A 13,672-nucleotide genomic window follows, 5' to 3' on the forward strand; every position below is an offset into this window, starting at 1 on the left:
ATTCAGTTTTATATAAATTATAAGTTGTTTTTTCGAATAATCATCGGTAAGAAAAAAGGAGGAATTGTAATGGAGTCGTCTGTTATTAAAGTGTTGGATGATTTGGATGTACAAATTTTAGATATATTGCAGAAGGATTCACAAGTAAGTAATGCAGAGCTGGCACGTCGCGTTAATTTATCACCGGCTGCGATGCATGCAAGAATAAAAAGGTTAGATGGGGAAGGTTTCATCGATAAGCAAGTTGCAATTTTAAATCAAGAAAAGCTTGGGTTTGATTTATTATGCTTTATTTTTATGAGTACGAATATTCATCAATTTGACAAGTTGGAAGTGTTGGAGAAAGAATTAGAATCAATGCCGGAAGTGTTAGAATGTCACTGTTTAACAGGAGAGTACGATTATTTATTAAAGGTTGCAAATCGTGATCGTAAAGAACTAGAGCAGTTTATTAGAAAGCTGAATAAGCTTGGTATTACACGTATACAGACGAGTTTGGCACTTCGTGAAATTAAATATTCAACAGTATTGCCGATACGAGATGAGGAACCGAGCATCGATTAGATTGCTTGGTTTTTTGTTTGTATAAAGTGATTGACGAGGAGAAAAGAGAGCTGTATTATTATATAAAATTATGAATTAAAATTCATTTAAAGTTATAAATATTAATATCGAGGGCAAGGGGATGTAATATGAAAATCTGTAATGCGGTGACGAGTGATGTGAAAGAAATTTATAGTCTTATTGAGGTTTATGCAAAAGAGGGAGTTGTTTTACCACGTTCTCTTTTGTCTCTTTATCAATATTTGCAATGTTTATATGTTATGAAAGAAGACGAGAGAATTGTTGGAGTTGCTGGATTGCATGTATTAGGAGAAGATCTTGCAGAAATACGATCGTTAGTAGTTTCGCATACATATGCAGGGAAAGGGATAGGGCGTATGCTCGTAAATCATGTAATGGAGGAAGCTACGAAAATAAATGTAAGAAGAGTAATTTCCTTAACATATGAAACAGTATTTTTTCAAAAGTGTGGATTTGATTTTATAAATAAAGAAGCGTTGCCAGAGAAAGTATGGATTGATTGTAGACATTGTCCAAAGGTGGATTATTGTGATGAAGTGGCGATGGTGCGGTATGTTGGATGAAAAATTTATAGGGAAAAAGTTCCCACTATTATTTACATATATAGTGGGAATATATATTTCCATAAGAAATGGACAGGTTATTAAGAATTTGAATTCTTTTGTCTCACGGCAAAATTATAAAGTGGATCTTTAAGTTCATAGTTATACGTTAAACCGTCGACAATTCCTACAACTTTATCATTATCATAAAGATCGAGCATAAATTGTGCCATTTGTTTTGCAGTGTGGAATTTTGGTACAACATTATCGTATTGGAATTCATCAATATCAAATGAACGTTTCGCAAATTCTGTTTCAGTTGCAGCAGGAGCTAAAACTTTTGTTTGCAGTTTTGCGCCTTGTTCTTTCAGTTCGTGAGACAGCCCTTCTGTAAATGCACTTACATAGAATTTCGTAGCGCAATACGTAACAGCATCAGCAACAATCGTGTATCCGCCGCCCGATGAAACGTTAATAAGCTGTGTTCCATCAACCATTGAATAATCTCGAACGAAAAGAGAAGAGAGTATTGTTAGTGCTTCTATATTGACATGCAACATCGTCTCGATTTTATTTAAATTTTGTTCGGCAATTGAGGCGAAATTACCAAAACCTGCGTTATTAATCCACGTTTCAATTTGAAAAGCTTGTAGGCTTTCATAAAGTTTATAAACATCTTCAGTAACAGATAAATCAGTTCGTCGAATGACAACATCCAACTCTGGATGCATTTCGTTAATTTTCAATTTTAATCCATCTAATTCTTCTTGTCTTCGAGCTACAAGTACTAAATTTTTCCCGCGAGATGCAAATGCTAAAGCTGCTTCATAACCAATTCCGGAACTTGCACCAGTAATAACCGTATATTTCATATAAAATCCCCCTAAATTCAAATTCATTTATGGTTAGATTGTATTTGTTAGAGTATACTCTAAGTCAAATGTTTTTTATAAATTTGATACGGTCATAAAATATATGAGGGTAAGCATGTGGAGGGAGTTTTAGTATGTACACAATTAGTGAGGTAGCAAAATTATTAGGCGTGAGCACACATACACTACGTTATTATGAAAAGGAAAATATATTAATTGCAAATCGTGATACAAATGGAAATCGACTTTACGAAGAGTCACATATAAAGTGGTTGCAGTTTGTAATGAAATTAAAACAAACGCAAATGCCAATAGCGAAGATAAGAGAATACGCTAGATTATATACAGAAGGGGAGCATACAACAGGAGCTCGTTTACAGCTCCTAGAAGATCATAGGAAATCTATTCAGATTCAAAGAGAAAACTTAGAGGTTACAGAGAAGATGCTTGAGAATAAAATTATTGCATACAAGGCCTCTTTGGAAAATAAATAGAAAACAAAATCCGCTCCTTAGTTATAGGATAAATATGGATTTGATCTCATAGTGTGTTGGCAAATAAAAAAGAGCAGCTAGCAAAAGCTAACTGCTCCATTCAAGGGATCTCTCCAAGGGGGAGTGGAGAAAATATTATGTTACTAGCATTATTGACAGATTATTAGGAAATATACAAATCGGATGAAAGAAATTTTAAATAAACTTTCGGCATTGACAATTTTTAAAATGTTCATGTACAATACATATGAATGACATTCAGTCATTTTTTATGTGGCAGGATGCATTTAGCTTAGAAATGGAACAAATACAATGGTAAATGAGGATGATAGTTGTTTTTATATAGTATTGATGAAAGAGTATATTTTTTTAAAACAAAAAATGACTGATAGTCAGTCATAAGAGGTGAGAGGTATGAAAAATAGAGCTTGGTTATATGTCATATTAACATGTATCTTTGAAATTTTTTGGGTGTTTGGTTTTAATACGGCTAATACTTGGTGGCATTGGATTATTATTTTAGGAGTTATCGCTGTTGATTTTCACTTCCTTTCTAAAGCGTGTGAACATCTTGCAACAGGAACAGTATATGCTATTTTCGCTGGAGCTGGTACGGTAGGTACTTTCTTAATGGATGTATTTCTTTTCGGTGGAAGTTTCAGCGCAGGCAAACTATTCTTCATTCTTATGGTAGTAACCGGCGTTATCGGTTTAAAGTTAGCTGACAATAAAGAAGAAACTGTGGAAGGAGTTGCTTAAAAATGGGTTGGTTTTTCGTATTTTGTGCTGCAATTAGTGAAATAGTCGGTGTGATAGGACTTAAAATGTATAGTAAAGATAAGACATTAGCCAATGGTGCGATTTATATAGGTGGGTTTGCTACATCCTTCGCATTTTTGTATACTTCCTTCTTATTTTTACAAGTAAGTGTCGCGTATGCGGTTTGGATTGGTATCGGAACAGCAGGTGCAGTTTTGTTAAACATGTTCTTGTTTGGTGAGTCGAAAAGTAAAGCTCGTATCATTAGTGTGTTTCTTATTGTATGTGGAGTGACAGGATTAAAGGCACTTTCTTAAAGATATATTGTATTTTTATCTCCTAATTGTTTATTAGGAGATTTTATTATAAAAAAATGATTTCCTCTTAGAGTTCACTATCATTGACAGTACAATCGATTATCTTATAAAATGAGTGACAGTCATTCAATATGCGTGTGAAAGGGTTTAGATGATGAATAAAAAAGAGAAAATTGTCTATGCAGCTATTGAAGTGTTTCAGGAAAAGGGCGTCGAAAAAACGAAGATTTCTGATATCGTGAAATTAGCTGGCATTGCGCAAGGAACTTTCTATTTATATTTTCCTTCTAAGTTATCTGTTATGCCTGCAATAGCAGAAGTGATGGTTGAAAAGATGATACTTGCAGTGAAAGAAAAAGTGCAAAACGATGCGCCTTTCTCAAGTAAAGTGACGCAAGTAATAGATGCGGTGTTTCACTTTATAGCTGAATATCGTGAAATACAAGCTTTAATGTATGCTGGTCTTGCATCTACAGAACATATAAAAGAATGGGAAGCTGTGTATGAGCCTCTTTATATGTGGCTAAGTGAATTTTTAAATGAGGCAAAAGAAGCCGGTGAAATTCGTGATTCGGTTCACGCAGAGCGAACAGCGAAGTTATTTATCGCTCTAGTTGAATCAGCAGCGGAACAAGTGTATTTATATGATCATAAAGATGATGAGCAAGTGGATTTGCAAAAGGCAGAAGTACTAGATTTTTTAACACATGCACTACATATAAAGAAATAGTGAGATGAACCTGTCTGAAAAGGTAGGTTCATTTTTGAGGAAAACTGAATGATAGTCATTCACCTGATATTTATGTATGTGTGGAAGGATAGAGTGAAATTCTAATGAGTGGAGGCATCTTCACTCATTACTAGCCCACAAATAGCAGGATAAAGAAAAAGCTTCTTGGGCATTATTTTTGGGGAGGAGCTTACGGGAAGAGGTGTTAAAAGTGAAGAAACCGATAAAAGAACAAAAGATGGTATTGGTCATTCTTTTGAGTAATATATTTATCGCTTTTTTAGGGATTGGATTAATCATTCCGGTTATGCCGTCCTTTATGAATGACATGCATTTAACAGGGAAGACGATGGGATATCTCGTTGCAGTGTTTGCAATGGCTCAGCTCATTACTTCACCTATTACAGGCCGATGGGTTGATCTTTACGGTAGAAAGAAAATGATCATCATTGGATTATTTATTTTTGGTGTTTCAGAACTTCTTTTTGGATTAGGAAAAGATGTATGGATGCTTTATGTAGCAAGGGTGTTAGGCGGAATTAGTGCTGCTTTTATTATGCCTGGTGTTACGGCATATGTTGCGGATATTACATCTATTCAGGAACGTCCAAAGGCGATGGGATACTTATCTGCGGCTATTAGTACTGGATTCATTATAGGTCCTGGAATCGGCGGATTTATTGCAGAATACGGTATACGTGTGCCGTTTTTCGTTGCAGCAGCAATTGCCTTTATAGCATGTGTGATTTCAATCTTTATTTTAAAAGAACCGTTAACAAAAGAAGAACTTGCAGAGATTTCTTCTAATACGAAAGAATCAAGTTTTATTGGGGATTTAAAGAAATCATTACATCCAATGTATGCAATTGCATTTATTATCGTATTTGTACTCGCATTTGGATTATCAGCGTATGAAACGGTGTTTAGCTTATTCTCTGATCATAAATTTGGTTTCTCGCCGAAAGATATTGCAGCAATTATTACAATTAGTTCAATCTTTGGGGTAGTTGTACAAGTATTTATGTTTGGCAAATTGGTAGACATGTTCGGTGAGAAAGTATTAATCCAAATATGTTTAATTGTAGGTGCAGTATTAGCATTCGTCTCAACTGTAGTCTTTAATTATTGGATTGTACTTCTCGTTACTTGCTTCATTTTCTTAGCATTTGATTTACTTCGTCCAGCTTTAACAACGTTTTTATCAAAAGCAGCTGGAAAAGAGCAGGGATTCGTTGCTGGTATGAACTCGACTTATACGAGTTTAGGAAATATCGCAGGGCCAGCGATGGGCGGAATATTATTTGATATGAATATTCATTATCCATATGCATTTTCAGGAGTTGTTTTAATAGTTGGTCTCGGCATTACATTTATGTGGAGAGAGAAACAGTTGGCTGAGAGTTTTGCGAAGTAATAAAACCCCTTACGACGGTAAGGGGTTTTTGTTTTATCCTGTAAAATCCCAATTAAAGTTTCATTTTATAGACTTAATCCAAACCGTTTTAATTCAATAAAAATCCCCTCTAATTGCTTTCCTTTATCCGTTAATGTGTACTCTACACGAGGCGGAACTTCTGGATATACTTTTCTCGTTATAATGCCTTGAGACTCTAATTCTTTTAGTCGAAGCGATAATGTTTTTGGACTAATACCATCCATTGATTTTTGTAAATCACTAAAGCGTAATGTTCCTTCGATAAGAAGATCACGAATGATTAAAAACGTCCATTTTGTACTAATTACATCAAGCGTTTTAGCGATAGGACAAGGTATGCCCGGTAAACCTTTCGTTAATTCAACTGAATCTATATTGCTCATGGAACTAGCCTCCATAAAATTTTTTTAGATGAATTTGCTTTATAGTATCACAAAACTATACTTTTGGTAACTATATGAAAAAAATATCACTACTTCCATAAAGGAAGTTAGTGCATATACAATAGCAATACGAAACAAAAAGGATTTATATAAGGAGGTGGTGATTTCCATGGGGTTAAAAAAGTTACTTGGATTTCTTGGTTTGTTTGTTATTTGTATTGTGCTTGTAGCATGTGGTGTGGAACAAAAAACTGAAGTTCAGTTATTAAAAGAACTGCCAAAGCCAAAAGCAATGACAATTGATCCCTCACTAAGTAAAAAAGAAGCGACAGAAATGGTTCATGCGGCGCAGCGTTTTTATGCATTTTGGGATACAGGTAAGGAGGAACTTATTCCGCAGACTGTTACTAAAGATTTCTTCGATAATACATTGCCGAAAGGGCGACCACAAGGCATTGAAGGATTAAAGTTTGCAGCGCAAAATTTTCGTAAAGTTGTGCCTGATATACATTGCGAGATTGAAGACTTATTAGTTGTTGGTGATAAAGTAACGGCCCGTCTTTCTTTTACAGGAACGCATAATGGTAAGAAAATTAATTTTTTTGCAATTGATATTTTACATGTGAAAGACGGAAAGATAACAGACGATTGGCATTTAGAAGATAATCTTACACTACAGCAGCAACTCGGCTTAATAGCTGAAGAGTAGATCATATAGGGGAGAGAAAAACGATGAAAAATATATTTATTATAAATGGACATGAAAAATACGGTACAAAGGAAGGACGATTAAATAAAACGTTAGTAGATTATATGGTTACTGTATTAGGCGAGAATCATCATGTGAAAACAACAACGATTCAAGATGGTTACAATATTAAAGAAGAACAAGATAAGTTTTTATGGGCTGATGTTGTGATTTATCAAACACCAATTTACTGGTTTAGTGTTCCAGGCTTATTTAAAACGTATATGGATGAAGTATATGAATACGGTTTGTTCTTTAAAGGTGCAGATGAATATGGAACAGGTGGTTTATTAAAAGAGAAAGAGTATATGTTCTCTACAACTTGGAATGCACCTGAAAAAGCATTTGGAGATAAGACAAAGTTCTTTGAAGGAGAAAGTTTAGAATCAGCGCTTAGTCATTTACATCGCGTGCAAAAGTTTCTCGGTATGAGTCCGTTAAAGAGTTTTACTTGTTATGATGTGGTGAAGAATCCGAATATAGAGAAGTATTTATTGAACTTGAAAGATCACTTAGATGGAGTAATTAAATAATAGTATGTGAAGAAGGTACTACTAAGGATGTAGTACCTTCTCCTTTTATAATGAATCACATTTTAAGACATGGATGGCTGTATCCATAACTTCGCAAAATTTGCCCAACCAAATGAATCAATTGTTACGTTTTTTAAAGAAGAAGGGTATGTTTTTCTTTTTAGAACGTGATAGTTAAATAAAATGATGTGTTCTGCTTGTAAAAACTCTTCAATCTCATACATGAGTTCATAACGCTTTTCTTTATTTTCTTCTAGTAAAAATGTATCTAGTAAACAGTTAATTTGTTTTTCGTAGTGCGGGTCCATGAACCGATTTACGAAGCAACTTTTATTTTTAAATACATTTAAGAATGCAATTTCATGATTGGCAGCAAATACTTCTCCCATGAAAATAATATCAGCATGTTTATCAATAGAGCGATTCATATAATCTGAAACGGGAAATGGGTGAAGCTCTACTTGTATACCTAAACTTTCACATCGTTCTTTTAAGAAATACGCATCATTTGCACTATCTTTAAATGCGAAGAAGTAAATATGTATCGTTTCTCCATTATATGTACTCTTTTTCAAATACTCTTTTGCCTTTTCTAAAGAGTAGGATCTTCTTGTTGCAAGGCGGCTTCTATCAGGGAAAAAGCTTGATGCAGCAATTGTTCGTCTCCCCTCTATGTTACGAAGTATCATTTCAACATCATATAGTTCTCTCCAAGCTTTTCGAAAGTAAATGTCGTGATGAGGACCAGGTTTTGTAAAGTTGAAGCTAGCATAAATACAACCTATTTCTTCTATTTGTATATCATGCCTTTCATTTTCCTCTTCGTTTGGTAGTTCATAATCAGCATCTATTTGCACATGGTCAGGAATACCCCAAAATTCAATACGGTCTAATAACGCGCGCTCTTTAAAATAATGGGTGAACGCTTCGAGTACGATATTATCTTCAGAGTAATGAGCAAGTTTGAAAGGTCCAGTACCTATATAATGATGATTTTGAATACTCGTATCACGCGGTAAAATTGCGAGCTGCATTGAACTTACATAGTGTAAGAAAAATAAATTTGGTTTTGCTAAATGGAATCGAATTTGCAGTGGTGATGGTGTTTCAATTTGAACAATTTCTTCTGTTAACCATTCGAAAGGGGATTGAACTTGCTTTAGTCTTTCAAATGAAAACTGTACATCTTTAGAAGTTAAAATTGATTCATTGTGAAAATATATATCTTTTCGTAAATAAAAGGTCCACGTAAGTCCATCTTCACTTAATTCCCACGTATGCGCAATGTGAGGCTCCATTTTTTCAGTAACATCGTTATAGACGACTAACGTATCAAAAATTTGACTCGTAAGATGACTCTCTGTAGTTACAGCCACAAAAGCCGGATCTAATGGGAATATCTTTCTCGATATAGGAATCTTTAATACGTCGTACATATCATTTGAAGGTTCGTATCCAAAATGATGATGTAGTTTATTTTCTATCTTTTTTTGAAGTGCAAGGGGTAGGGGTTCTTTTAAAAGAAGAAAGATATCTTTTAATTTTTCTTGTGCTAACAGTTCATCTGTATAGGACTCAATCGCTTCTACGAAATTATGTATAAATAGAATTTCCGTTTTATTTCCGCGGCCTCGCCCTGGAGTCCAGCTAATTAATTGCTCCTCGCTCATTTTCTTTAATAAAATCTTTACGTTTTTCGTACTGCAATATAAAACATCCGCTAATTCTTGTAAGCTATTTCGCATATGTTGTTGATCTTGTGCATGTAGTCTTAGTCTAATGTAATAGTCCATAATTTTCATATATACACTTCCTTCTATCATAAAAGGGGAAATTCTTTAGAATATTCTAACCTTTTTCTTCCTTTTTTTCAAAGTAAAATAAGTAAGCATAAGGAGGGGAAACAATGGGATTTTGGAGTATGCATCGAAATATAAAAATTAGAATTATAACATCGTTTTTAACACGTACTGTGTCTACGATGATTTTTCCATTTATGGCGATTTATTTTTCCATAAAGTTAGGTAGTGCGATTGCTGGTGCATTACTACTTATTAATGTCATAGCTTCATTAGTAATTGGTTTATACGGTGGATATGTTGGAGACCGGCTTGGGCGTAAAAAGGTTATGATTATCGGTCAAAGTATACAAGTCATTTCCATTGCTTGTATGGGAGTTGCGAATTCGGATTACGTTGACTCACCGTGGTTAACATTTGTGTTTATGTTAGTGAATAGTTTAGGATCGGGACTTATGAATCCTGCGACAGAAGCGATGTTAATTGATGTGAGTACACCTGAAAATCGAAAAGTGATGTACAGCATTAATTACTGGGCTATTAATTTATCGATTGCGATTGGAGCGATATTTGGAGGATTACTATTTGAAAACTATAGACTACAATTGTTTATCGTATTAACGCTTGTTGCCATTATGACTTTATATGTGATGGCTGTGTATATGGAAGAAGTGTATGTAGCACGAAAAACGGTGGAGAAGAAAAATGTATTAAAAGATATGGCAGATAGTTATAAAGTCGTGATGAAAGATAAAGCATTTTTAATTTTTTGTGCAGCGAGTATATGTACATTATCGTTAGAGTTTCAAATTAATAATTATTTAGGGGTACGTTTGCAGAAGGAATTTGAAACGGTGCACTTTTTATTCGGGAATGGTTTTACGTTTGATTTAACAGGTATTCGCATGCTGAGCTGGATTTCTGCAGAGAATACAATTTTAGTTGTGTTATGTTCAGCACTTCTTATTAAAATGCTGAAAAGCTTCAACGATTTGAAAATCTTATATGTAGGCTTATTTATTTACACGATTGGATTTACAATACTCGGAACAAGCAATAGCTTATGGATTTTATTAATTGCAGGGCTTTTCCAAACAGTAGGCGAGATGATGTATGTGCCAGTGCGTCAATCTATTATGGCAGATATGGTGCCAAATGAGGCAAGAGGTTCTTATATGGCGATTAACGGAATGGTCTTTCAAGTGGCAAAAATGAACGGGGCATTAGGTGTTATGCTAGGTTCATTTATTGCATCTTGGGGTATGAGTGCTCTGTACTTTATCGTTGGTATGAGCAGTATTTTATTATTTATGAAGGCGATAGGGAAAGAGCAGTATGAGGATGAGAGAAATGTTTCTCAAATTGGATGAAACTATATAAAAGCGAACCAGTTATACTGGGACTCGCTTTTTATATAATTTTTAGAACGGATCAACTTCAGCTAAATTTGGAGTAGTACTAGGCTGTAGCAAAAGATTTTTTAATGTGCCTACTTCAGAAAGCGCTACTAATATGTAGCCACTAATCAGTACAATAAGCCCAATGATGCGTAACGTTTGTAAGCTCACTTCATTATTATTCGTTTCCGTTGGACTTGGGGGCGTTGAAGGTGGATTGTTATTCATAAATAAGGCTCCCATCTTTTTTTATTTATATATGTGTAAAATCATTATTTAACTTATGGATAGGAATTATATAGTCATTTTCACTATATGAGAACTGCCTATGAAAAGTGATTAGAAATTTGGGGGCAAGAAAAGAGGGGGTCTCAAAAGATTATTGAAAATGAGATTCTTTTTGTTTTTTATACAAATCAAAAGGTTAACCAAAGTAGCTAAACAGCTATTTTGGCTAACCTATAATAACTATCCCAATATACGCAACGATTCTTCAATAAACGCTGGGATGTCCTCTGGCTGTCTACTTGTTACTAGCTGATTTTGACATACGACAACCTCTTTGTCATGAAAGTTCCCGCCGGCATTTTTTAAATCGACTTCAATAGATTTATATCCAGTTACATCGCGTCCTTCAAGTGTTTGTGCAGTGATGAGTAGCTGAGGTCCGTGACAAATAGCGAAAACAGGTTTTTCCGCATCCATAAATGCTTTACTAAAGCGAACAAAACGTTCATCGGCACGAAGTATATCTGGAGAAAATCCACCCGGTATGAAGAGGGCATCAAAGTTCTCTGGAGAAACATCATCAATACTTTTATCAATCACGACTTCACTTTTTCCTTGCTTACCGTGTACCGTTTTCCCTTTTTCCATTTCAATAGTTGTGAATTCATATCCCTTTTGTTTAAAAGCTTCTACTGGCTCTGTGTATTCTGTATCCTCGAAATAATCCGTTATTAAAATAGCAATTTTTTTACTCATTCTAATCCGCTCCTTATATTATATTATCGGCTCCAGAATCTTCCTTGGGCAATGCCTTCTATAAATGATTCAATTGAAGTATTTGTTAAGTTGTAAACTCCTGCTCCATCCAGTTTAATCTTACTATGGTCCAAAGCATGAGGATTACTAAGGACATGAGCTATCGGTTTAAAATGTTTAAAAGTAGTTTCTGCAAATTCTAAAACAGGGGGTTGAATGACAGACTCACTACTAAACACTAATACTGCATCAAAAAGGGAGGAGTCTGTTGTTGTATAAGTATCAGTTACTTTAATGGAATCATTGAACTGATAAATTTTATTATCTATGATGCTATAGTTAATTCGGTGTTGTACAAAAGCTTGAATCCATTCGGACAGAAGTGAGACGCTTGGGTCACCATTTAATAGAATTGCAACATTTTTGGAATCAGATTTAAAAATAGTATTGGACATACTTAGTGCAGGTGATTTTGCATCTGAATTTACTTCGTGATTTTCCTTAGGTAAAGGAGCTCCAATAATGTTAGCGACTTCTTGTGCTAATTGACGATCGACGTGGTTTAGAAGAGCAATTACATTTGCCTTCACCATGTCTGATTTACACTTCCCAACTTCAAAGCAAAAAGCTTCTTTTATGTGCTGCTTTTCAATAGGGCTCATACTATTGTAGAAAAGTTTAGCCTGAGAATAGAAGTTAAGAAAGCTTTTACTGCGACCTCTAATTTTATGCCCATCAATCTTTTCTTGATAATGTTCATATCCTCCTTGTTCGGCTTGGACGGTTGCAGGTTGATTGTTATTTAATCCATTAGGATGATAGCTTGTTTGACCGCGATGAATCTGCATTTGATGCATACCATCACGTTGATTATTATGAAAAGGACATACAGGCTGATTAATAGGAATTTGATGGAAATTAGGGCCCCCTAAACGAGATAATTGTGTATCTGTATAGGAGAATAATCTTCCTTGCAGAAGAGGGTCATTTGAAAAATCAATACCTGGTACGACATGACCAGGGTGAAAAGCTACCTGCTCTGTTTCAGCAAAGAAGTTATCAACATTTTTGTTCAGTGTCATTTTACCAACTAATTTTACGGGAACTTCTTCTTCTGGCCATAATTTCGTTGGATCTAAAATATCAAAATCAAATTTATGTTCATCTTCTTCTGGAATTAGCTGTAATCCAAGCTCCCATTCAGGATAATCCCCTTTTTCAATTGCTTCGTATAAATCTTGACGATGAAAATCAGGATTTTTCCCAGCAATCTTTTGAGCTTCATCCCATACTAATGAATGAACCCCGAGGGTAGGTTTCCAGTGAAACTTTACGAAATGGGCTTTTCCTTCTGCGTTAATGAGTCGAAATGTGTGAACTCCAAAACCTTCCATCATTCGTAAACTACGCGGAATAGCTCGGTCGCTCATTTGCCACATGACCATATGAGTGGACTCAGGATTATGCGCAACAAAGTCCCAAAAGGTATCATGAGCGCTAGCTCCTTGAGGAATATCATTATGTGGTTCTGGTTTAACTGCATGGACAAAATCAGGAAATTTAATAGCATCTTGGATAAAGAATACTGGCATATTATTACCCACTAAATCATAGTTTCCTTCATCTGTATAAAATTTTGTGGCGAATCCGCGTACATCTCTTACTGTGTCGTTGGATCCTTTAGAACCTTGAACGGTTGAGAACCGTACAAATACAGGTGTTTTCTTTGAAGGATTAGTAAGAAAATCTGCTTTCGTATATGTTTCTAAAGATTCATAAAGCTGAAAATAACCATGAGCGCCAACCCCGCGTGCATGAACAATCCTTTCGGGAATTCGTTCGTGATCAAAATGGGTCATTTTCTCGCGAAAGTGGAAATCCTCCATTAAGGTTGGGCCTCTTAAGCCCATCTTTAAAGAAAATTCATCTTCAGCTATTTTTACCCCTTGATTTGTTGTTAAAGCATGTTTGCATTGATTGTCAGTAACGTGATGCTTCAATTGTTCCGTTTTTTTATTCACAATATAGGCCCCTCCTTTACTCTGTTAATTAATAGATACCCTTTTTATTAGGTCGTAAACATGTATTATCGTT

The 13,672-nt window shown here is 35.0% G+C and carries 16 protein-coding genes; 10 read left to right on the forward strand and 6 right to left on the reverse strand.

Going from position 1 to position 13,672, the window contains the following annotated elements:
- Positions 1 to 69 precede the first annotated feature (69 nt).
- Positions 70 to 564, forward strand: a complete 495-nt coding sequence (locus NST86_RS04275) for an Lrp/AsnC family transcriptional regulator (RefSeq protein WP_000446088.1) — start codon at positions 70 to 72, stop codon at positions 562 to 564.
- A gap of 128 nt (positions 565 to 692) precedes the next feature.
- The gene (locus NST86_RS04280) at positions 693 to 1,148 is read left to right on the forward strand and encodes an N-acetyltransferase (RefSeq protein ID WP_000686663.1); all 456 of its coding nucleotides are present in this window, start codon (positions 693 to 695) and stop codon (positions 1,146 to 1,148) included.
- Between the two features lie 80 nt (positions 1,149 to 1,228).
- Here NST86_RS04280 and NST86_RS04285 read toward each other — a convergent pair whose 3' ends face one another.
- On the reverse strand, positions 1,229 to 1,999 hold the full coding sequence (locus NST86_RS04285; protein WP_000878074.1) for an SDR family NAD(P)-dependent oxidoreductase: 771 nt from the start codon (positions 1,997 to 1,999) through the stop codon (positions 1,229 to 1,231).
- Between the two features lie 134 nt (positions 2,000 to 2,133).
- Between NST86_RS04285 and NST86_RS04290 the strand changes: the two genes are divergently transcribed.
- The 5 genes from NST86_RS04290 (at position 2,134) to NST86_RS04310 (ending at position 5,713) form a co-directional block, all read left to right on the forward strand.
- Positions 2,134 to 2,493 carry a MerR family transcriptional regulator gene (locus tag NST86_RS04290; RefSeq protein WP_044796344.1) on the forward strand — a complete coding sequence of 120 codons (360 nt, stop codon included), beginning with the start codon at positions 2,134 to 2,136 and terminating at the stop codon, positions 2,491 to 2,493.
- 414 nt (positions 2,494 to 2,907) lie between these two features.
- Positions 2,908 to 3,252, forward strand: a complete 345-nt coding sequence (locus NST86_RS04295; RefSeq protein WP_109140915.1) for a DMT family transporter — start codon at positions 2,908 to 2,910, stop codon at positions 3,250 to 3,252.
- 2 nt (positions 3,253 to 3,254) lie between these two features.
- Entirely contained in the window at positions 3,255 to 3,569 is a 315-nt protein-coding gene (locus NST86_RS04300; protein ID WP_000539671.1) for a DMT family transporter, read from the forward strand.
- A gap of 151 nt (positions 3,570 to 3,720) precedes the next feature.
- A complete protein-coding gene (locus tag NST86_RS04305; protein WP_001999151.1) occupies positions 3,721 to 4,299 on the forward strand; it encodes a TetR family transcriptional regulator in 579 nt (192 codons plus the stop codon).
- A gap of 211 nt (positions 4,300 to 4,510) precedes the next feature.
- On the forward strand, positions 4,511 to 5,713 hold the full coding sequence (locus tag NST86_RS04310; protein WP_000742953.1) for an MFS transporter: 1,203 nt from the start codon (positions 4,511 to 4,513) through the stop codon (positions 5,711 to 5,713).
- A gap of 65 nt (positions 5,714 to 5,778) precedes the next feature.
- Here NST86_RS04310 and NST86_RS04315 read toward each other — a convergent pair whose 3' ends face one another.
- Positions 5,779 to 6,117: a winged helix-turn-helix transcriptional regulator gene (locus NST86_RS04315; protein ID WP_000065120.1), complete on the reverse strand. Its 339-nt coding sequence runs from the start codon at positions 6,115 to 6,117 to the stop codon at positions 5,779 to 5,781.
- Between the two features lie 169 nt (positions 6,118 to 6,286).
- Here NST86_RS04315 and NST86_RS04320 point away from each other — a divergent pair, with 169 nt between their 5' ends.
- Positions 6,287 to 6,826: an ester cyclase gene (locus tag NST86_RS04320; protein ID WP_340933191.1), complete on the forward strand. Its 540-nt coding sequence runs from the start codon at positions 6,287 to 6,289 to the stop codon at positions 6,824 to 6,826.
- A gap of 23 nt (positions 6,827 to 6,849) precedes the next feature.
- On the forward strand, positions 6,850 to 7,398 hold the full coding sequence (locus tag NST86_RS04325) for an NAD(P)H-dependent oxidoreductase (protein WP_240853472.1): 549 nt from the start codon (positions 6,850 to 6,852) through the stop codon (positions 7,396 to 7,398).
- A gap of 62 nt (positions 7,399 to 7,460) precedes the next feature.
- On the opposite strand, the gene NST86_RS04330 is transcribed toward NST86_RS04325, so the two are convergent.
- Positions 7,461 to 9,221, reverse strand: coding sequence for an SgrR family transcriptional regulator (locus tag NST86_RS04330; protein WP_141559230.1), 1,761 nt, complete (start codon positions 9,219 to 9,221; stop codon positions 7,461 to 7,463).
- A gap of 83 nt (positions 9,222 to 9,304) precedes the next feature.
- Here NST86_RS04330 and NST86_RS04335 point away from each other — a divergent pair, with 83 nt between their 5' ends.
- Entirely contained in the window at positions 9,305 to 10,567 is a 1,263-nt protein-coding gene (locus NST86_RS04335; protein WP_340933195.1) for an MDR family MFS transporter, read from the forward strand.
- A 51-nt stretch (positions 10,568 to 10,618) separates the two neighbouring features.
- On the opposite strand, the gene NST86_RS04340 is transcribed toward NST86_RS04335, so the two are convergent.
- From NST86_RS04340 to NST86_RS04350, 3 genes are all read right to left on the reverse strand, one after another.
- A complete protein-coding gene (locus NST86_RS04340; RefSeq protein WP_086411003.1) occupies positions 10,619 to 10,822 on the reverse strand; it encodes a hypothetical protein in 204 nt (67 codons plus the stop codon).
- 240 nt (positions 10,823 to 11,062) lie between these two features.
- Positions 11,063 to 11,578, reverse strand: coding sequence for a type 1 glutamine amidotransferase domain-containing protein (locus tag NST86_RS04345; RefSeq protein WP_000037532.1), 516 nt, complete (start codon positions 11,576 to 11,578; stop codon positions 11,063 to 11,065).
- Positions 11,579 to 11,601: 23 nt separating this feature from the next.
- Positions 11,602 to 13,599, reverse strand: coding sequence for a catalase (locus NST86_RS04350; protein ID WP_001036536.1), 1,998 nt, complete (start codon positions 13,597 to 13,599; stop codon positions 11,602 to 11,604).
- Positions 13,600 to 13,672: the final 73 nt, after the last annotated feature.

The sequence above is a fragment of the Bacillus sp. FSL L8-0199 genome, assembly GCF_038005705.1.
In the GTDB taxonomy this organism is placed as follows: Bacteria; Bacillota; Bacilli; order Bacillales; family Bacillaceae_G; genus Bacillus_A; species Bacillus_A cereus.

Bases quoted from the DNA above. Each gene is read 5' to 3' on its own strand.
- NST86_RS04275 (WP_000446088.1), top strand. From the start codon at position 70: ATGGAGTCGTCTGTTATTAAAGTGTTGGATGATTTGGATGTACAAATT.
- NST86_RS04280 (WP_000686663.1), top strand. From the start codon at position 693: ATGAAAATCTGTAATGCGGTGACGAGTGATGTGAAAGAAATTTATAGT.
- NST86_RS04285 (WP_000878074.1), bottom strand. From the start codon at position 1,999: ATGAAATATACGGTTATTACTGGTGCAAGTTCCGGAATTGGTTATGAA.
- NST86_RS04290 (WP_044796344.1), top strand. From the start codon at position 2,134: ATGTACACAATTAGTGAGGTAGCAAAATTATTAGGCGTGAGCACACAT.
- NST86_RS04295 (WP_109140915.1), top strand. From the start codon at position 2,908: ATGAAAAATAGAGCTTGGTTATATGTCATATTAACATGTATCTTTGAA.
- NST86_RS04300 (WP_000539671.1), top strand. From the start codon at position 3,255: ATGGGTTGGTTTTTCGTATTTTGTGCTGCAATTAGTGAAATAGTCGGT.
- NST86_RS04305 (WP_001999151.1), top strand. From the start codon at position 3,721: ATGATGAATAAAAAAGAGAAAATTGTCTATGCAGCTATTGAAGTGTTT.
- NST86_RS04315 (WP_000065120.1), bottom strand. From the start codon at position 6,117: ATGAGCAATATAGATTCAGTTGAATTAACGAAAGGTTTACCGGGCATA.
- NST86_RS04320 (WP_340933191.1), top strand. From the start codon at position 6,287: ATGGGGTTAAAAAAGTTACTTGGATTTCTTGGTTTGTTTGTTATTTGT.
- NST86_RS04325 (WP_240853472.1), top strand. From the start codon at position 6,850: ATGAAAAATATATTTATTATAAATGGACATGAAAAATACGGTACAAAG.
- NST86_RS04330 (WP_141559230.1), bottom strand. From the start codon at position 9,221: ATGATAGAAGGAAGTGTATATATGAAAATTATGGACTATTACATTAGA.
- NST86_RS04335 (WP_340933195.1), top strand. From the start codon at position 9,305: ATGGGATTTTGGAGTATGCATCGAAATATAAAAATTAGAATTATAACA.
- NST86_RS04340 (WP_086411003.1), bottom strand. From the start codon at position 10,822: ATGAATAACAATCCACCTTCAACGCCCCCAAGTCCAACGGAAACGAAT.
- NST86_RS04345 (WP_000037532.1), bottom strand. From the start codon at position 11,578: ATGAGTAAAAAAATTGCTATTTTAATAACGGATTATTTCGAGGATACA.